An 18,420-nucleotide genomic window follows, 5' to 3' on the forward strand; every position below is an offset into this window, starting at 1 on the left:
CGCCGCGCCGCACAGGGAGCTTTATCCCCTCCCCTGCGCAGCGGGGGAGGGTCAGAGAGGGGGCACGCGATGCATCGCCTTCACTCCCCCTCGGCGATCCACTCGTCGATCAGGCGGCGGGCGATGCTGTCGGGGCGGGCGAGGCGGAAGTCCTCGCTGGGGGCGAAGCTCCGCAGGAAGTCGCGGTCGAACCAGCGGGCCGTCTCCAGTTCCTCCAGGTCCGTCTGGATGTCCAGCGTCACCGCCCGCGCGCTGAAGCCCAGCATCAGCGAGGACGGGAAGGGCCAGGGCTGGGACGAGTGGTAGCGGATGTCCGTCACCTCCAACCCAACCTCCTCCAGCACCTCGCGCCTCACGCTGTCCTCCAGGCTTTCGCCCGGCTCGACGAAGCCGGCCAGCACCGAATGCATGCCCGGCGGAAAGCGGGAGTTGCGGCCCAGCACGACCCGCCCGGCCCCGTCATGGACCAGCATGATGACCGCCGGGTCGGTGCGCGGGAAATGGTGGGTGGCGCAGTCGGGGTTGGTGCAGACGCGCACGTGCCCGCCCTCCGCACCCGCCGCGACGGAGCCGCAGACGCCGCAGAAGCGGTGCCGAGCGTTCCACCAGGTGATGCCGCGGGCATAGGCGCAGAGCCCGGCCTCCGTCGCCTCCATCACCGGGCCGACGGCGCGCAGGTCCTCGAAGCGGCCGAGTCCGGCCAGGGCCGGATGCTCCTCCGGCGCCTCCAGGCCGGTCAGGTCCACGGTGAAGTGCGGAACGCCGTCCAGCAGGCCGAGGAAGACCGGTTCCACCCCCCAGTCGCCGCCGCAGGCCACGGCGACCGCGCGGGCCGAGTCGGCGTCGCCGGTCACGAAGTTGCGGGATTTCGCCACGGGCAGCAGGCGCGCGTCCGGTGAGGCCCAGGCGTCTTTCAGCCAGTCCTTGTCCTTGCGGCGCACGGCGGCGCGGTCGAGCGGAATGCCGGCATAGGCATTCGGGCGGTCGGGCGGGGAGGAGCGGTCGTGCATGGCGAAGAGGCTGCCACAAGCCCGCGGGTCGGGGAAGCGGCGTCCCGCGCAACCCTCCTCCTTCATTGCCCTCCCCCAGCATTGATGGTTTGCGCCGGGAGAGCAGCCGACTAGGATGCCGCCCTCGTCCCAACCACGCGCGATCCGGCGGAGCGACCATGACCGAACCCTGCCCCACCCCCCTGGTGACCCTGGCGGAGCGTCTGGCCGACGCCTCCGGCCCGGTCATCCGCCAGTATTTCCGCACGCCGGTGGCGGTGGACGACAAGGCCGACGCCTCCCCCGTCACCATCGCCGACCGCGAGGCGGAGCGGACCATCCGCGCCATCATCGAGGCCGAGCGCCCCGACGACGGCATCTATGGCGAGGAGTTCGGGACCAAGAACCTGGACGCCGAGTGGGTGTGGGTGATCGATCCCATCGACGGCACCAAGTCCTTCATCACCGGCCGCCCGATCTTCGGCACGCTGATCGCTCTGCTGCACCGCGGGCGGCCGGTGCTCGGCGTCATCGACCAGCCCATCGTCCGCGACCGCTGGCTGGGCGTCGAGGGCCGCCCCACCCTGTTCAACGGCCAGCCGGCCCGCGTGCGCGACTGCGCCGGGGGGCTGGCCGCGGCGACCCTGGGCACCACCTCCCCCGACCTGTTCCCCGGAGCGGACCAGGACGCCTTCCGCCGGGTGGCGGGGACGGCCAAGGTGTCGGTCTATGGCGGTGACTGCTACAGCTACGGCCTGCTGGCGGCGGGCTATTACGACCTCGTCGTCGAGTCGGGGCTGAAGCTCTACGACTTCGCGGCGCTGGTGCCGGTGGTGACCGGGGCCGGCGGGCTGATGACCGACTGGGACGGGCAGCCGCTCGACGCCAAGTCCAATGGGCGCGTGGTCGCCGCGGGAGACGCCCGCACCCACCGCGAGACGCTGGCCGCCCTCGCCGGCTGAGACAGGAGGACCACGCCCATGGCAACCATCGCCACGCCCGCCCGCTCCGTCTTCGAGACCTCGCCGGAGAAGCTGCGCCCCTTCCTGCACTCGCTGGCCGGCCGGGTGTCGGACGGGGCGAACTGGATGGTCCGCAAGAAGACGGTCTGCGACCTGCTGCTGGGGCTGGACGCCTTCTTCGCCCTGCCGGCGGAGGAGCGCCGCGCCCTGATGGGCGCCGGGGACGACGCCGCCCACGGCGGCCAGGACGGCACCGGGCCGGAGGACTTCCGCAACGTCCTGCCGCTCTATGTCGGGGCGATCCTGGAGGGGTTGCAGGAGAAAGCCGTGACGGGGCCGGAGCAGGCGGCGATCTACATGCTGTCGATCCATCCGGAGCACCAGATGGCCGCGGAGGAATGGATGCTGGCCGATCCGCGCAACGGCAAGGCGGTGCGCCGGATGATGCGGTCCGACCGCCGCTACCGTCAGCTCATGGAGCGCATGGCCGACCACTGGAAGAAGGCCCGCGCCGGTCAGGGCAGCAGCGAGACGGCTAGCAGCCCCAGGTAGATGCCGATGAACAGGCCGAGGACGATCCCGTAATCCTCGTCGGTCATCGGGTTTGAATCGGGGTCGAACTGCCGCATGATCTACTCCCTGTGCGTCAACGGATGCCCAGAATAACCGTTGACGCCCGCGAGCCTCCCGCGACAAGGCCGTGACTTCCATCGGGCCGGGGTGACCATCCCCATAAAAAACGGACCGCGCCGGAGGGGCACGGTCCGCTGAGTCGGGAGGGACCCGAAGGGAAAGGGTCAGGAAGGACTCGGGTGGCCAGAACTCAGGTGGCCAGAACTCAGGTGGATGGCCGGGCCTCGCCGGTGATGGCCGGTTTAGGCGGCATCTCCTCGGCCAGCGCGCGGTAGGCCAGCCCGCCGAGCAGCCCGCCCACCAGCGGCGCCACCCAGAAGGCCCAGAGCTGCTGCAGCGCCCAGCCGCCGACGACCAGCGCCGGCCCCGTGCTGCGCGCCGGGTTCACCGAGGTGTTGGTGACCGGGATGCTGATGAGGTGGATCAGGGTCAGCGCCAGACCGATGGCCAGCGGCGCGAAGCCCGCGGGCGCCCGCCGGTCGGTGGAGCCCAGGATGACGATCAGGAACATGAAGGTCAGAACCACCTCGGCCAGCAGGCCGGAGGTGAGGTTGTACGCGCCCGGCGAATGCTCCCCGTACCCGTTGGCGGCCAGCCCCTTGGCGGCCAGCGACCAGTCGGCCTTGCCGGTGGCGATGACGTACAGCACCATCGCCGCCAGGAAGGCGCCGACCACCTGCGCGATGACGTAGGGAAGGATGTCCTTCGCCGGGAAGCGCCCGCCGGCCCACAGCCCCACCGTCACCGCCGGGTTCAGGTGGCAGCCGGAGATGTGGCCGACCGAATAGGCCATGGTCAGCACCGTCAGCCCGAAGGCCAGGGAGACGCCGGTCAGCCCGATCCCGACCTCCGGGAAGGTGGCGGACAGCACGGCGCTGCCGCAGCCGCCGAACACCAGCCAGAAGGTGCCGAGAAACTCCGCGCTCGTGCGCCGGAACATCGACATGTCACCACCTCGTCGGGCTTGCCGCATTTCCGCCTTTTTTGCGCCCCCGGACGGGCCGGCGCCAGCGGACGGGCGTAAGATACCGTTGCGTACGCGGACTTGACGCGCGGCAAGGCGCGTACATGCTAGGGCTGACCCGCCCTATCATCTCAGGCCGACCCCATCAGGCCAAACCACATCAGGACCGACGATGCGCCGAGTTCTCGCTGCCGCCCGGACCACCGCCGTTTTGGCCCTCCTCGCGCTTGCGGCGCCGATCCAGGCGAAGGGGGTCCAAGCGGAAACGGTCACCGTCCCCGCCCTGAAGCAGTTCGGCGAGCCGGAGTTCAAGCCGGGCTTCACCCATTTCCCCCACGCCAATCCCGAGGCCCCCAAGGGCGGACAGATCACCCTGGCCGCGCAGGGCAGCTTCGACAGCCTGAACCCGATCATCCTGCGCGGCGTCACCCCGCGCACGCTGGGGCTGATCGCCGACTCGCTGATGGCCGGCTCCGGCTGGGAGATGGACGCCGCCTACGGGTCGCTGGCGGAAAGCGTGGAGCTGCCCGACGACAGGAGCTGGGCCATCTTCCGCCTTCGCAAGGAGGCGCGCTGGCACGACGGCGTGCCGGTGACCGCCGGCGACGTGGTCTTCGCCTGGGATTCCATCCAGGCGCACGGCAACCCCTTCCTGAAATCCTTCCTCGACCGCGTGGCGACGGTGGAGGCGCTGGACGAGCACCAGCTGAAGATCACCCTGAAGACCACCGGGGAGATGAAGCCGATCATCGACTTCGCCACCAGCATCGCCCCGCAGCCCGAGCATTGGTGGACCGCCAACGGGCGCGACATTTCCAAGACGACGCTGGAGCCGGTGCTGGGCAGCGGCCCCTACCGCATCAGGACCGTCGATCCCGGCCGTTCCATCACCTACGAGCGGGTGGCCGACTGGTGGGGCCGCGACCTGCCCACGGCGCGCGGCTTCTACAACTTCGACACGGTCAAGGTCGATTACTACCGCGACGACGACGTGATGTTCGAGGCCTTCAAGGCCGGCGCCTACGACTTCCGCACCGAGCACCGGGCGCAGCGCTGGACCACCGGCTACGATTTCCCCGCCGCCAAGGACGGCCGGGTGAACCGCGTGGAGGTGAAGAGCGACCTGCCGCTGGGCGCCCAGGGCTTCCGCCTGAACACCCGCCGCGCCAAGTTCGCCGACCCGCGGGTGCGCGAGGCGCTGGGCTATCTGTTCGACTTCGAATGGATCCAGAAGAACATCCTGTACGGCCAGTATCTCCGCACCACCTCCAACTTCCCCAACTCCGACTTCGGCGCCAAGGGGCCGCCGACGCCGGAGGAGCTGGCCCTGCTGGAGCCCTTCCGCGCCCAGCTGCCGGAGCGCGTCTTCACCACCCCCTTCGAGCCGCCGAAGACGGACGGCAGCGGCAACAACCGCAACAACCTGCGCGAGGCCATGCGCCTGTTCCGCGAGGCCGGGTGGGAGCTGAAGAACGGCCGGATGACCAGCGCGAAGACCGGCGAGGTGCTGAGCATCGAGTTCCTCGACGGCACCGGCGCGCTGACCCGCGTGATCCAGCCCTATGTGGAGGCGCTGCGCAAGGCGGGCATCGACGCGGTCCTGCGGGTGGTCGACACCGCCCAGTTCCAGGCGCGCACCGACGAGTTCGACTTCGACGTGGTGGTGGCGAACTTCAACTTCTTCACCCCGCCGGGGACGGAGCTGCGCAGCTATTTCGGCTCCGCCGCCGCGGATGTCCGGGGATCGGCCAACTACGCCGGCATCAAGGAACCGGCGGCCGACGCGATGATCGAAAAGGCGCTGGCGGCGAAGGATCTCGCCTCGGTCCAAGCGGCGACCCGCGCGCTCGACCGCGTGCTGCTGTGGGGCTTCTACATGGTGCCGCACTGGTACAACCCGGACAACTGGATCGCCTATCGGACGACGCTCGGCTTTCCGGAGACGACGCCGAAATACGATCTGGGCTTCCGCAACAGCGGCTTCCCCGAGGCGTGGTGGGTGAAACCCTGATCGCCCGCCTAGCCCCTTAAAGCCGAGGCTCCGCCTTGATTGTGACACAAGGGAGACCCTACCTTACCGGAAACAATAAGGACCGAGAGGGGCATGAGGAAGACCGGTAAAGCGATCCTGGCCGCGGTCATGTGCCTGTATCTGGCGGAGCCCTTCGCCACGGCCCATGCCCAATCCACCCAGCCGGAGGCCGCTCCGGCAACCGGGGGGCACGCCGTCACGGCCCATGGGACGCCCAAATACGGGCCGGACTTCCAGCATTTCGACTACGTCAACCCCGACGCCCCGAAGGGCGGCGAGATCAAGCTGGCGACCTACGGCGGCTTCGACAGCCTGAACCCCTTCATCCTGCGCGGGTCGGTCGCCGCCGGAGCCAGCCTGCCCTTCGACACGCTGACGGTGGAGAGCGGGGACGAGATACTGACCCGCTACGGGCTGCTGGCCGAGACCATCACGGTCGCCGAGGACCGGAGCTGGGTGCGCTTCACGCTGCGCCCGCAGGCGCGCTTCCACGACGGCGCCCCGGTGACCGCCGACGACGTGGTGTGGAGCTTCGAGACGCTGCGCGACAAGGGCCACCCGCTCTACCGCACCTACTACGCCGACGTCGTTAAGGCGGAGAAGACCGGCGAGCGCGCGGTCACTTTCACCTTCCGCGACGGCGGCAACCCCGAGCTGCCGGTCATCATGGGCCAGCTGCCGGTGCTGCCCAAGCACGTCTTCGAGGGTGACGGCAACGGGGTGCGCGACTTCGCCAGCACGACGCTGGACCCCATCGTCGGCAGCGGCCCCTACCGGATCGTCGAGGTGCAGCCCGGCCGCTCCCTCGTCTTCGAGCGGGTGACGGACTGGTGGGCCAAGGACCTGCCGGTCAACCGGGGGCGCTACAATTTCGACCGCATCCGCTTCGACTATTACCGCGACCTCGACGTGGTGTTCGAAGCCTTCAAGGCCGGAGCCATCGATTTCCGGGTGGAGCATTCGTCGAAGAACTGGGTGACCGGCTACGACGTGCCTGCGGTCCGCGACGGCCACATCGTCCGCGAGGAGATCAAGCACCAGGACCCGCAGGGCATGCAGGCCTTCGTCTTCAACAGCCGCCGCCCGGTCTTCGCCGACCGCAAGGTGCGCGAGGCGCTGAATCACCTGTTCGACTACGAATGGACACGGGCGAACCTGTCCTACGGGCTGTTCCAGCGCACCAAGAGCTTCTTCTCCAATTCCGAACTGGCCTCCGCCGGCCTGCCCTCGCCGGAGGAGCTGAAACTGCTGGAGCCGTTTCGGGGCAAGGTGCCGGAGGAGGTCTTCACCAAGCCCTTCGCGCCACCGCAGACCGACGGGTCCGGCAACATCCGCCCGAACCTGCGCACGGCGCTGTCCCTGCTCAAGGAGGCCGGGTGGGAGCTGAAGGGCAACAAGCTGCTGAACGCGAAGACCGGCGAGCCGATGCGCTTCGAGATCCTGCTGGTGCAGCCGGACATGGACCGCATCGTCCAGCCCTTCGTCCGCAACCTGGAGCGCGCCGGGATCGAGGCGGCCATCCGCGTGGTGGACACCGCCCAGTACCAGAACCGGATCGACCGCTACGACTTCGACATGGTCATCCAGCGCATCCTGCAATCGACCTCGCCCGGCAACGAGCAGCGCGACTACTGGCAGTCGGCCCGCGCCGACCAGCCGGGCAGCCGCAATCTGGCCGGCATCAAGGACCCGGTGGTGGACGCGCTGATCGACACGATCATCCAGGCCCCCGACCGCGAGAGCCTGATCACCGCGACCCGTGCGCTCGACCGCGTGCTGCTGTGGGGCTGGTACGTCATCCCGCAATGGCACGACGACGTGCGGCGCGTTGCCTATTGGAACCGTTTCTCCCATCCGGCGGTTGCGCCCAAATACGGCTTGGCCTTCACCGACACCTGGTGGGTCGATCCCGAGAAGAACGCGAAGCTCGCCAACACGGCCCGCCGCGCGGCTCCCTGAGACGGTTGGACTAAGAAAGGCGAACCCGCGCGATGCTGGCCTACATCATCCGCCGTCTGCTGCTGATCATCCCGACGCTTTTCGGGATCATGGTCATCAATTTCCTGATCGTTCAGATCGCCCCCGGCGGTCCCATCGAGCAGATGATCGCCCGCGTCCAGGGCACCGCCGTGGAGGCGACCGCCCGCATCGGCGGCACCGGCGGCGGCGAGACCGGCGGCCCGGCGGCGCAGCAGGCCCAGGGCGGCGACACCGGCAGCCGCTACCGCGGCGCCCAGGGGCTCGACCCGGAGTTCATCAAGCAGCTCGAACGCGAGTTCGGCTTCGACAAGCCGCTGCACGAGCGCTTCATCCACATGATGTCGAACTACCTGATGTTCGACTTCGGCAAGAGCTACTTCCGCGACCGCAGCGTCGTCGATCTGGTGATCGAGAAGATGCCGGTGTCGATCTCGCTGGGCATCTGGACGACGCTGATCGTCTATCTGGTGTCGATCCCGCTGGGCATCGCCAAGGCGGTGCGCGACGGCCAGCCCTTCGACGTCTGGACCTCCGGCGTGGTCATCGTCGGCTACGCCATCCCCAGCTTCCTGTTCGCCGTGCTGCTGATCGTCGTCTTCGCCGGCGGGCGCTATTTCGACCTGTTCCCGCTGAGGGGGCTGGTGTCGGACAACTGGGCGAGCCTGCCCTGGTGGCAACAGGTCCTCGACTACCTGTGGCACATGGTGCTGCCGGTGCTGTCCATGGTGATCGGCGGCTTCGCCGGCCTGACCATGCTGACCAAGAACTCCTTCCTGGAGGAGATCAACAAGCAGTACGTCGTCACCGCCCGCGCCAAGGGTCTGGCGGAGCGGCGGGTGCTCTACGGCCACATTTTCCGCAATGCCATGCTGATCGTCATCGCCGGCTTCCCGGGCGCCTTCATCGGCATCCTGTTCACCGGCGCCCTGCTGATCGAGGTGATCTTCTCGCTGGACGGTCTGGGGCTGCTGGGCTTCGAGGCGGCGATCAACCGCGACTATCCGGTGATGTTCGGCACGCTGTACTTCTTCACGCTGCTGGGGCTCATCATGAACCTCGTCGGCGACGTGACCTATGTCGCCGTCGATCCCCGCATCGACTTCGAAGCGCGGAGGGTGTGATGGCGAGCGCCGCGAACCAGCCCCGCTTCCTCGGCCTGCGCGTCACGCCGCTCACCCGGCGGCGGCTGGCGAATTTCCGGGCGAACCGGCGGGGCTTCTGGTCCTTCTGGATCTTCCTGGTGCTGTTCACCCTGTCGCTGGGCGCGGAGTTCATCGCGAACGACCGCCCGCTGCTCATCAAATACGACAACGCGCTCTACTGGCCCGTCTTCACCGCCTACCCGGAGACCACCTTCGGCGGCGAGTTCGAGACGGAGACCGACTACCGCGACCCCTATGTGCGCCAGCTGATCGAGGAGAAGGGCTGGATCGTCTGGCCGCCGATCCCCTACGGCTACCGCACCATCAACTACAACCTGCCGGTCCCCGCCCCGGCCCCGCCGTCGGCCGACAACTGGCTGGGCACCGACGACCAGGGGCGCGACGTGGTGGCGCGGCTGATCTACGGCTTCCGCATCTCCGTGCTGTTCGGGCTGGTGCTGACCGCCTTCTCCTCGGTCGTCGGCATCATGGCGGGGGCGGTCCAGGGCTACTTCGGCGGCATCACCGACCTGCTGTTCCAGCGCTTCATCGAGATCTGGCAGGGCCTGCCCACGCTGTTCCTGCTCATCATCCTGTCCAGCGTGGTGACGCCGAACTTCTGGTGGCTGCTCGGGCTGCTGCTGCTGTTCTCCTGGACCTCGCTCGTCCATGTGGTGCGGGCGGAGTTCCTGCGGGCGCGCAACTTCGACTATGTGCGCGCCGCCCGCGCGCTGGGCGCCACCGACGCGACGATCATGGTGCGCCATGTGCTGCCCAACGCCATGGTGGCGACGCTGACCTTCCTGCCCTTCATCCTGAACGGCTCCATCACCACCCTGACGGCGCTCGACTTCCTGGGTTTCGGCCTGCCGCCCGGCTCCCCCTCGCTGGGCGAGCTGCTGGCCCAGGGCAAGGCCAACCTCCAGGCGCCCTGGCTGGGCCTGACCGCCTTCTTCGTGCTGGCGATCATGCTGAGCCTGCTGATCTTCATCGGCGAGGCGGTGCGCGACGCCTTCGACCCGCGCAAGACCATCGGCCAGCTCTCCACCGCCACCGGAACCGCCAACGAGGCGGGCGCGGTGGCGCAGAAGGCCGCGGAATGATGTCCCCGACGACCACCAGCCCAAGAAGGCGGAACCGCCCATGACCGACATGATGACCGACATGACGACCAATGGGACCGACGATCTCCTCCAGGTCCGCAACCTCCATGTCGAGTTCCGCTCGGGCGGCGGGGCGATGCACGCGGTGAAGGGCGTGTCCTTCGACATCGCCAAGGGAGAGACCCTGGCGTTGGTCGGCGAGTCCGGCTCGGGCAAGTCGGTCACCGCCCTGTCGATCCTGCAACTGCTGCCCTACCCCATGGCGCGCCACCCGCAGGGCTCCATCCGCTTCCGCGGGACCGAGCTGGTGGGGGCGGAGGAGAAGGTGCTGCGCGACGTGCGCGGCAACCGCATCGCCATGATCTTCCAGGAGCCGATGACCTCGCTGAACCCGCTGCACAGCATCGAGCGGCAGATCAACGAGACGCTGTTCCTGCACAAGGGCCTGTCCCGCGCCGCCGCGCGCAAGCGCACGCTGGAGTTGCTGCGGCTGGTCGGGCTGCCCAACCCGGAAAAGCGGCTGAACGCCTACCCGCACGAGCTGTCGGGCGGCCAGCGCCAGCGCGTGATGATCGCCATGGCGCTGGCCAACGAGCCCGACCTGCTGATCGCCGACGAGCCGACCACCGCGCTGGACGTCACCATCCAGGCGCAGATCCTGGAGCTGCTGAAGGACCTTCAGCGCCGCTTCGGCATGGCGCTGCTGCTCATCACCCACGACCTGGGCGTGGTGCGCAAGATGGCCGACCGGGTCTGCGTGATGAACCAGGGCGAGATCGTCGAGCAGGCCGCCGTCGCCGACATCTTCGCCCGCCCGCAGCACCCCTACACGCGCAAGCTGCTGGCCGCCGAGCCGAAGGGCGACCCGCTGACCCCGCCCGCCGACGCGCCGGAGGTCATGGCCGCCGACAACCTCAAGGTGTGGTTCCCCATCAAGAAGGGCCTGCTGCGCCGCACCGTCGATCACGTCCGCGCCGTGGACGGCGTGTCGGTCAACGTTCGGCAGGGGCACACGGTCGGGGTGGTCGGCGAGTCCGGCTCCGGCAAGACGACGCTTGGGCTGGCCCTGCTGCGCCTGCACGCCAGCGAGGGGGCGATCCGCTTCGACGGCAAGGACATCCAGGGCTGGCAGGCCAAGAAGCTGCGCGGGCTGCGGCGGGAGATGCAGGTGGTCTTCCAGGACCCCTACGGCAGCCTGTCGCCCCGCCTGTCGGTCGGCCAGATCATCGGGGAAGGGCTGACGATCCACGGCATCGGCTCCGGCGCCGAACGCGACGCCATGGTGGCCAAGGCGCTGGAGGAGGTGGGGCTCGACCCGTCCAGCCGCCACCGCTACCCGCACGAGTTCTCCGGCGGTCAGCGCCAGCGCATCGCCATCGCCCGCGCCCTGGTGCTGAAGCCGAAATTCGTCGTCCTGGACGAACCGACCAGCGCGCTCGACATGTCGGTGCAGGCGCAGATCGTGGACCTGCTGCGCGACATCCAGGCGCGCAACAACCTCGCCTACCTCTTCATCAGCCACGACCTGCGGGTGGTGCGGGCGCTCAGCAGCCACGTCATCGTCATGAAGGACGGCAAGGTCGTCGAGCAGGGCCCCACCCGCCGCATCTTCGAGGAGCCGCGGGAGGACTACACCCGCGCCCTGCTCGCCGCCGCGCTGAACCTGGAAGCCGTCAAGTCCGACGCCGTGCGGATGTAGCGGCCCGCGGGCGCTTCGCCTTCGCATTGCCGGGCGGCGCCTTCGGCCGATGCGGCGGCGCCTTCGGGGTTTCCCGCCCCGGCACCGTCACCTCGCGCCATTGGCCCGGCGCCAGACCGTCCAGCGTCCATTCGCCGATGGACCAGCGGATCAGCCTCAGGGTCGGGAAGCCGACCGCGGCGGTCATGCGGCGCACCTGACGGTTCCGCCCCTCCCGCAGGGTCAGGGCGATCCAGCCCGTCGGGATGGCGGCGCGGAAGCGCACGGGCGGGTCGCGCGGCCACAGGCCGTCCGGCTCCTCCATCCGGCGGGCCTCGGCGGGCAGGGTCGGGCCGTCGTTGAGCGTCACCCCGTCGCGCAGGCGCTGCAACGCCTCCTCGGTCGGGACACCCTCCACCTGCACCCAGTAGGTCTTGAGCAGCTTGTGCTTGGGCGAGGCGATGCGGGCGATCAGCGCGCCGTCGTCGCTCAGCGCCAGCAGCCCCTCGCTGTCGCGGTCCAGCCGCCCGGCGGCATAGACTCCCTTCACCGGCACATGGTCGGCCAGCGTCGGACGCCCCTGCTCATCGGTAAACTGGGGCAGCACGCCATAGGGCTTGTTCAGCAGGATCAGACGGGGCACGGTTGGCTCGAACGGGTTTGAGACGAACAACGACAACATTACAGGGGTTTGCGCCGTGACGCTGCTTTTCTGCTCCACCACCGACCGCTCCGACCGCTGGCTGAGCGAGTTGGATGCCCGCCTGCCCGGGCTGGAGGTGCGGGTGTGGCCCGAGATGGGGGACCCGGCGGACATCGAGATGGCGCTGGTGTGGAAGCCGCCGCACGGGCTGCTCGCCACCCTGCCGAACCTGAAGCTGATCGTGTCGCTGGGCGCCGGTGTGGAATCGCTGCTGCTCGACCCCACCCTGCCCGAGGTGCCGCTGGTCCGCATGGTGTCGGAGGGGCTGACGGTGGACATGGCCGGCTATGTGGCGCTCCAGGTTCTGCGCTGGCACCGGCTCCTTGACGAGTACAAGGCGCTCCAGCAGGCCGGGCGGTGGGAGCCGCTGGACCCCTGCCCGGCGTCGGAGGTGAGTGTCGGCATCCTGGGCATGGGCGAGCTGGGCATGGCCTCGGCCAAGACGCTGCTGAGCATGGATTACCGCGTGCTGGGCTGGAGCCGGACGCCGAAGACGCTGCCGGGGGTGGAGAGCTTCTCCGGACCCGACGGGCTGGCGGCGATGCTCGGGCAATGCAACCTGCTGGTCTGCCTGCTGCCGCTGACGGCGGAAACGCGCGGCCTGCTGAACCGCAAGCTGTTCGCCGCCCTGCCCAAGGGTGCGGTGGTCGTCAACGCCGCGCGCGGCGGGCATCTGGTGGAGGAGGACCTGCTGGCGGCGCTGGAGAGCGGGCACATCGCCGGGGCCAGCCTGGACGTGTTCGCGGAGGAGCCGCTGCCCGCCGGCCATCCCTTCTGGACCCACCCGAAGGTTCATGTGACGCCGCACGTCGCCGCCGTCACCCACCCGTCGCGCTCCGCCGCGGTGGTGGCCGAGGCGATCACCGCCTTCCGCGAGGGCCGTCCGCTGCCGAACCTCGTGGACCGCAGCCAGGGCTACTGAGAGAGGCGGCTGAAGGAAGCGGCGGTCAGGCGGGCACCGCCACGGGGCCGGAGGCGCTCAACTGCGCCTCCAGCCGCGCCTTGGCGGAGGCGGCCACCTCCTCCTCGGCGCGGATGACCGCCATGTCCTCCGGCGCCACGGCGCCCGCCGCGACGACCAGCTCGGCGAAGTCGGACAGGAAGACGCTGCCCTTCACGGTGCGCTGGACGAGCACGCTGCGCTTGTCCTCGGCGTCGCGCTTGCGCTTGATGAAGCCGAGCAGCGACAGCCGGTCGAGCGCGCGGGTCACCGCGGGTTTGGAGATGTTGAGCGCCGCCGCCAGCCCGCGCACGGTGTGCGGCGGATCGGTCAGATAGACTTGGAGCATGATGGCCATCTGCCGCGCCGACAGATCCGGCCCGTCCTGCCGGACGCTGGCGATCAACGCCGTCCGCCACAGGCCGAGCGCTTTCAGGTTCCGTGCCATGTTTCCCCCCGCGTGCCGCGCTCCTCGTCCCCGAAGCCCCCGCTTCCGGGACGCGCGGCGAAGGAGTGTCCCCCAACCCGGCCCGGACAGGCAAGCGTTTCGCAGCCGGATCGATCGGTCAGGGTGTCGCGGGGGGAGGAATGCATCGCGGGATGGCGGGGCTTTGCCCCCACCCTGACCCTCCCCCGCTATCGCAGGGGAGGGAACTCCACCGGCTTCGGGAAACGCCCTCCCCTGCGTAGCGGGGAAGGGAGGGGATCCATGCGGCAGCATGGGGAGGGTGGGGGCACCCCCTCCAGGCGCCCGCTCAGTAAATCAACTCGTTCTCGCCGCTGCCTTCGGAGATGACGATCTCGCCGCGGGCGGCCAGATCCTTGGCGAGCTGGACCATGTACATCTGGGATTCGTCCACCTCGCGGACGCGGACCGGACCCATGGCGGCCATGTCCTCGCGCAGGATCTTCGCCGCGCGCTCGGACATGTTGGAGAAGAACAGGTCCTTCAGCGTCTCCGACGCGCCCTTCAGCGCGGTGGCGAGCTTCTGCTTGTCGACGCTGCGCAGCAGGGCCTGGACGCCGGAGGGGTCGAGCTTCGACAGGTCCTCGAAGGTGAACATCAGCGACTTGATGCGCTCGGCGCTGTCGCGGTTGCGCTCCTCCAGGGCGGCCATGAAGCGGTGCTCGGTCGTGCGGTCCAGGCCGTTGAAGATTTCCGCCAGCATCTCGTGGCTGTCGCGGCGGCTGGTGCGGGCGAGGTTGGTCATGAACTCGGTGCGCAGCGTGCGCTCCACATCGTCCAGAACCTCCTTCTGCACGGCCTCCATGCGCAGCATGCGCATGATGACCTCCATCGCGAAGCTCTCCGGAAGCTGGGTCAGCACGCGGCCGGCGTGCTCCGGGCGGATCTTCGACAGCACCACCGCCACGGTCTGCGGGTATTCGTTCTTCAGGTAGTTGGACAGGACCGACTCGTTGACGTTGGCCAGCTTGTCCCACATGGTGCGGCCGGCGGGACCGCGGATCTCCTCCATGATGGAGTCGACCTTGTCCTTGGGCAGAGTCTTCAGCAGCAGGCGCTCGGTGGAGTCGAAGGAGCCGACCAGCGAGCCGGTGGCCGACATCTGCTCGGCGAATTCGACGAACAGGCGCTCGATGATGTTGGCGGAGACGGTGCCGAGGTTCGCCATCACCTGCGACAGCTCCTTGATCTCCTCGTCGTCCATCATCGCGAACAGCTTGGACGAATGCTCGTCGCCCAGCGCCAGCATCAGAATGGCCGCCTTTTCCGGACCAGTGAGGGTGCGATAATCCTCACGAACCTTCAGCGCCATGTATCCGCCTCCAAAAACCCGGCCGGCACCCGAGTCCACCGGTCCTACCCGAAGGTTTTAATCCTTTCCGAATCGGCACGCCACCCCCGCGACGCCCGCGGGGGTGACAATTTTAACCATATGCCGGATGCAGGACCGCTCGATCACCCGAACCGCTTGGCGATGACGGCATAGGCCGCGCGCAGGCCCAGCGCCTCGCCGCCTTCCGGGCGTCCGGGGCGGGCGCCGCTGTTCCAGGCGAAGGTGTCGAGATGCGCCCAGGGCGTGTCCTTCGACACGAATTCCTGGAGGAACAGCCCGGCGGTGATCGCCCCGGCCATGCCGTTGCTGGTCACGTTGCTGAGGTCGGCGACCTTGCTGTCCAGCCCCTTGCGGTAGGGCGCCCACAGCGGCAGGCGCCACAGCGGGTCGCTCTGTTCCTCCCCGGCGGCCAGCAGGTCGTTGGCGAGACCGTCGTCGTTGGCGAACAGCGCCGGCAGGTCCGGCCCCAGCGCGACGCGGGCGGCCCCGGTCAGGGTGGCGAAGTCGATCAGCAGGGCGGGCTTCTCCGAATCCGCCTCGGCCAGCGCGTCGCACAGGATCAGCCGGCCCTCTGCGTCGGTGTTGCCGACCTCGACCGTCAGCCCCTTGCGCGTCTTCAGCACGTCCATCGGCTTGAAGGCGTTGCCGGAGATCACGTTCTCCACCGCCGGCACCAGCACGCGCAACCGCACCGGCAGCCCGGCCATCATCACCATGCGGCCCAGCGCCAGCGCGTGCGCGGCGCCGCCCATGTCCTTCTTCATAAGCAGCATGCCCGACGACGGCTTGATGTCCAGCCCGCCGCTGTCGAAGCAGACGCCCTTGCCGACGATGGTCACCTTCGGGTGCGTCGGGTTGCCCCAGCGCAGGTCGATCAGCCGCGGCGCCCGCGGGCTGGCCCGGCCCACCGCGTGGATGGCCGGATAGTCGCGGTCGAGCAGCCCGTCGCCGACGATGACGTCCAGCCCGGCCTCGAACTCCGACGCCAGAGCGGCGGCGGCGGCGGCCAGCTCCGCCGGGCCGAGGTCGTTGGCCGGCGTGTTGACGAGGTCGCGCAGCAGATAGGTCGCGGTGGCGGTGCGCTGCACCTCGCCCTGGTCGGCGTGCTTCGGCCAGACGAGGTTGGCGAAGGTCTTCTCCGACGCCTTATAGCGCCCGAAGCGGTAGCTGCCGAGCGCCCAGCCCAGCGCCAGACGGGTGGCGGCGCGGCGGTCGAGCGCGGCGTCCACCGCCTCGTCCAGCTGGTAGTTCCCCGGCGGCAGGCCGGAGGGCAGCCCGGCGAGGCCCCACAGGTCGTCCAGCGCCGACACGCCGGCCAGCACGCGGGCGACCGCCCCGCCCTCCCCCGGAAGGAAGGCGCCCGGCAAGAAGGCAATGGAGCCGGCCTCCGCCGTGAAGTTCACGGCCTTCACCCAGGCCGCGGCGGCGGGCGGCTGGCCTTCCAGCCATGTGGCGAGGCCGGCCTTGTTCAGCGGGGTGATGGTCACGGTGCCGGGGCCGGCCGTGGCGAGCAGGGTGGCGAGCAAGGCGGGCGTCCTTCGTCAGGAAACGGAAACGGTGAAGGAAAGCATGGCGCGCCGGGGCGCCCCTGAAAAGGGGGATTGCGGGCCGGCTTGCCGGATCGGCGCGGGGCAGGCATGCTCCGCCACCCTCCCTTCGCAACCGAGGCGCACCCATGGACGACCTGACCCTGGTCATCGGCAACAAGGCCTTCTCCTCCTGGTCCCTGCGGCCCTGGCTGGCGCTGAAGCGGATCGGCCGGCCGTTCCGGGAGATCGTCATCCCGCTGCGCCAGCCCGACACCGCGGCCCGCATCGCGGAGCATTCGCCCTCGGGCCGGGTGCCCTGCCTGCGGCACGGCGACCGGGTGATCTGGGATTCGCTGGCGATCGCCGAGTATCTGGCGGAGACCTTTCCCGAGGCCGCCCTCTGGCCGGCGGACGCCCACGCCCGCGCGGTGGCGCGGTCGGTCTCGGCGGAGATGCATTCGGGCTTCGTCGCCCTGCGCACCCACATGTCGATGGACCTGAAGGCCTTCCGCCCCGGCGTGGGCCGCAACGCCGAGAGCGAGGCCGACATCGCCCGCGTCTTCGCGCTGTGGCGCGACGCGCGGTCCCGCTTCGGGGCGGGCGGCCCCTTCCTGTTCGGCGACTTCTCCATCGCCGACGCCATGTACGCGCCGGTGGTGACGCGCCTCCTCACCTACGGGGTGGAGATGGACGGGCCGTGCGGCGACTACGCGCGGGCGGTGATGGAGTTGCCGGCCATGGTGGAGTGGGTGGCGGCCGCCAAGGCCGAGCCGTGGGACCTCTACGCCGACGAGCGGGACCCCCAATAGTCCGTCAGGGCGTCGCCCCGCCCGTCGGCTCGTTGGCGGCGTTGCCGATCAGCCCGACCTCGCGGTAGTAGCGCTCGGCGCCCGGATGCAGAGGGACGGAGACGTTGGCGACCGCCTTGGTGGCGTCGAAGCTGCGCCCCTTGGGGTGGCCCTCGATCAGCAGACGGCGGGTGTTCTCGTGCCACAGCGCCTTGGTGACGCCGTAGATCAGGGCGGGATCGCGGTCGGCACGGACCAGCAGCTCCGCGCCCACCCCCAGCGTGTGGATCTCCGGCACGCCGGGGTAGGTGTCGGCGGGGATGACCTGGTCCATGTAGAAGCGCTGGCGGATGCGCAGCCGGTCGGCCATCGCGCCGTCGAGCGGGATCAGGCGGATCGGCTCGCGGTTCGCCACGTCGGTGACCGCCGCCACCGGGAAGCCGCCGACCATGAAGAAGGCGTCCAGTTCCTTCTTGGCCAGCCGGTCCGCCGCGGTGCCGGGCTTCAGGTAGGCCGGGGGCCGCAGCTCCCCCTCCTTCACGCCGAAGGCGTCGAGGATGGCCCGCGCCTCCACCAGCACGCCGGAGCCCTCCTCGCCCAGCGAGACGGCCTTGCCCTTCAGGTCGGCCACGCTGTGCAGGTCGCTGTCGGCGCGCACGACGAGCTGGATCGCCTCCGCGTAGAGCATGCCGATGGAGCGCAGCCCCTCGAAGGGCGCCTTGCCATGGAAGATGCCGGAGCCGGTGTAGGCCCAGAAGGCGATGTCGGCCTGGGACATCCCGGCCTCGACCGCGCCGGAGCGCAGCAGCTCGATGTTCTCCACCGAGCCGAGCGTGGCCTGGGCCACCGCGATCAGCCCCGGCACGCCGCAGCTTCCCCCGCGGTCGCAGGGGCGGGAGCCGGGCGGGTTGGAGATGGCGTTGGCGATCAGCCCGCCGATCGGGAAGTAGGTGCCCGACGTGGTGCCCGTGCCGATCCGGAAATAGCGGATGTCCTGCGCCGCCCCGCCCCGCGGCAGCAGCCCCAGCAGCGCGGCCCCCGCCGCACCGGCGAGAACATGGCGGCGGCTGGGCGAACGGCCGGCGTGGCCTTCGGCGGAAAGGCGGGGGTTGGCTCCTGCGCGCGGCACCGGCGGGTCCACCTTTCCTGCTGGCCAGCCGTCCCGGCGGCGTGTGTTG

At 69.6% G+C, this 18,420-nt stretch carries 16 protein-coding genes; 9 read left to right on the plus strand and 7 right to left on the minus strand.

The annotated features are described in order from the left end of the window. Positions 1 to 80: 80 nt before the first annotated feature. A complete protein-coding gene (nudC, locus tag ABVN73_RS10430) occupies positions 81 to 1,010 on the minus strand; it encodes an NAD(+) diphosphatase (RefSeq protein ID WP_353859479.1) in 930 nt (309 codons plus the stop codon). A gap of 158 nt (positions 1,011 to 1,168) precedes the next feature. Here nudC and hisN point away from each other — a divergent pair, with 158 nt between their 5' ends. Beyond that, positions 1,169 to 1,951 (plus strand): histidinol-phosphatase, encoded by a 783-nt coding sequence (gene hisN / locus ABVN73_RS10435; protein WP_353857926.1) that lies wholly within the window; start codon positions 1,169 to 1,171, stop codon positions 1,949 to 1,951. A gap of 18 nt (positions 1,952 to 1,969) precedes the next feature. Continuing rightward, entirely contained in the window at positions 1,970 to 2,503 is a 534-nt protein-coding gene (locus ABVN73_RS10440) for a hypothetical protein (RefSeq protein ID WP_353857927.1), read from the plus strand. Positions 2,504 to 2,789: 286 nt separating this feature from the next. Here the strand turns inward: ABVN73_RS10440 and aqpZ are convergent, their stop codons facing one another. Further along, positions 2,790 to 3,530 carry an aquaporin Z gene (gene aqpZ, locus ABVN73_RS10445; protein ID WP_353857928.1) on the minus strand — a complete coding sequence of 247 codons (741 nt, stop codon included), beginning with the start codon at positions 3,528 to 3,530 and terminating at the stop codon, positions 2,790 to 2,792. A 190-nt stretch (positions 3,531 to 3,720) separates the two neighbouring features. Here aqpZ and ABVN73_RS10450 point away from each other — a divergent pair, with 190 nt between their 5' ends. The 5 genes from ABVN73_RS10450 to ABVN73_RS10470 all read left to right on the plus strand — a co-directional run bounded on the left by ABVN73_RS10450 (position 3,721) and on the right by ABVN73_RS10470 (position 11,504). Next, positions 3,721 to 5,559 (plus strand): extracellular solute-binding protein, encoded by a 1,839-nt coding sequence (locus tag ABVN73_RS10450; protein WP_353857929.1) that lies wholly within the window; start codon positions 3,721 to 3,723, stop codon positions 5,557 to 5,559. A gap of 93 nt (positions 5,560 to 5,652) precedes the next feature. Continuing rightward, positions 5,653 to 7,539, plus strand: a complete 1,887-nt coding sequence (locus ABVN73_RS10455) for an extracellular solute-binding protein (RefSeq protein ID WP_353857930.1) — start codon at positions 5,653 to 5,655, stop codon at positions 7,537 to 7,539. Positions 7,540 to 7,571: 32 nt separating this feature from the next. Further along, positions 7,572 to 8,681 (plus strand): microcin C ABC transporter permease YejB, encoded by a 1,110-nt coding sequence (locus ABVN73_RS10460; protein WP_353857931.1) that lies wholly within the window; start codon positions 7,572 to 7,574, stop codon positions 8,679 to 8,681. A 35-nt stretch (positions 8,682 to 8,716) separates the two neighbouring features. After that, positions 8,717 to 9,805 (plus strand): ABC transporter permease, encoded by a 1,089-nt coding sequence (locus ABVN73_RS10465; protein WP_343068884.1) that lies wholly within the window; start codon positions 8,717 to 8,719, stop codon positions 9,803 to 9,805. 40 nt (positions 9,806 to 9,845) lie between these two features. Continuing rightward, complete coding sequence (locus ABVN73_RS10470) at positions 9,846 to 11,504, plus strand: ABC transporter ATP-binding protein (RefSeq protein ID WP_353857932.1); 1,659 nt, start codon at positions 9,846 to 9,848, stop codon at positions 11,502 to 11,504. On the opposite strand, the gene ABVN73_RS10475 is transcribed toward ABVN73_RS10470, so the two are convergent. Further along, positions 11,479 to 12,126 (minus strand): pseudouridine synthase, encoded by a 648-nt coding sequence (locus ABVN73_RS10475; protein WP_353857933.1) that lies wholly within the window; start codon positions 12,124 to 12,126, stop codon positions 11,479 to 11,481. The two genes, ABVN73_RS10470 and ABVN73_RS10475, sit on opposite strands and share 26 nt — an antisense overlap. A 55-nt stretch (positions 12,127 to 12,181) precedes the next feature. On the opposite strand from ABVN73_RS10475, the gene ABVN73_RS10480 reads away from it, so the two are divergent. Beyond that, the gene (locus tag ABVN73_RS10480; RefSeq protein ID WP_353857934.1) at positions 12,182 to 13,108 is read left to right on the plus strand and encodes a glyoxylate/hydroxypyruvate reductase A; all 927 of its coding nucleotides are present in this window, start codon (positions 12,182 to 12,184) and stop codon (positions 13,106 to 13,108) included. 25 nt (positions 13,109 to 13,133) lie between these two features. Here ABVN73_RS10480 and ABVN73_RS10485 read toward each other — a convergent pair whose 3' ends face one another. The 3 genes from ABVN73_RS10485 to ABVN73_RS10495 all read right to left on the minus strand — a co-directional run bounded on the left by ABVN73_RS10485 (position 13,134) and on the right by ABVN73_RS10495 (position 16,451). Next, positions 13,134 to 13,574: a MarR family transcriptional regulator gene (locus ABVN73_RS10485; RefSeq protein WP_353857935.1), complete on the minus strand. Its 441-nt coding sequence runs from the start codon at positions 13,572 to 13,574 to the stop codon at positions 13,134 to 13,136. Positions 13,575 to 13,881: 307 nt separating this feature from the next. Continuing rightward, positions 13,882 to 14,904: a flagellar motor switch protein FliG gene (gene fliG, locus ABVN73_RS10490; protein WP_137139259.1), complete on the minus strand. Its 1,023-nt coding sequence runs from the start codon at positions 14,902 to 14,904 to the stop codon at positions 13,882 to 13,884. A 143-nt stretch (positions 14,905 to 15,047) separates the two neighbouring features. Further along, on the minus strand, positions 15,048 to 16,451 hold the full coding sequence (locus ABVN73_RS10495; RefSeq protein WP_353857936.1) for a leucyl aminopeptidase family protein: 1,404 nt from the start codon (positions 16,449 to 16,451) through the stop codon (positions 15,048 to 15,050). A 149-nt stretch (positions 16,452 to 16,600) separates the two neighbouring features. Here ABVN73_RS10495 and ABVN73_RS10500 point away from each other — a divergent pair, with 149 nt between their 5' ends. Further along, a complete protein-coding gene (locus ABVN73_RS10500) occupies positions 16,601 to 17,263 on the plus strand; it encodes a glutathione S-transferase family protein (protein ID WP_353857937.1) in 663 nt (220 codons plus the stop codon). A 4-nt stretch (positions 17,264 to 17,267) separates the two neighbouring features. Here the strand turns inward: ABVN73_RS10500 and ABVN73_RS10505 are convergent, their stop codons facing one another. Continuing rightward, the gene (locus ABVN73_RS10505) at positions 17,268 to 18,371 is read right to left on the minus strand and encodes a TAXI family TRAP transporter solute-binding subunit (RefSeq protein WP_353857938.1); all 1,104 of its coding nucleotides are present in this window, start codon (positions 18,369 to 18,371) and stop codon (positions 17,268 to 17,270) included. Between the last annotated feature and the right edge of the window lie 49 nt (positions 18,372 to 18,420).

It is taken from the genome of Azospirillum formosense, from assembly GCF_040500525.1.
GTDB classification, from domain to species: domain Bacteria; phylum Pseudomonadota; class Alphaproteobacteria; order Azospirillales; family Azospirillaceae; genus Azospirillum; species Azospirillum formosense_A.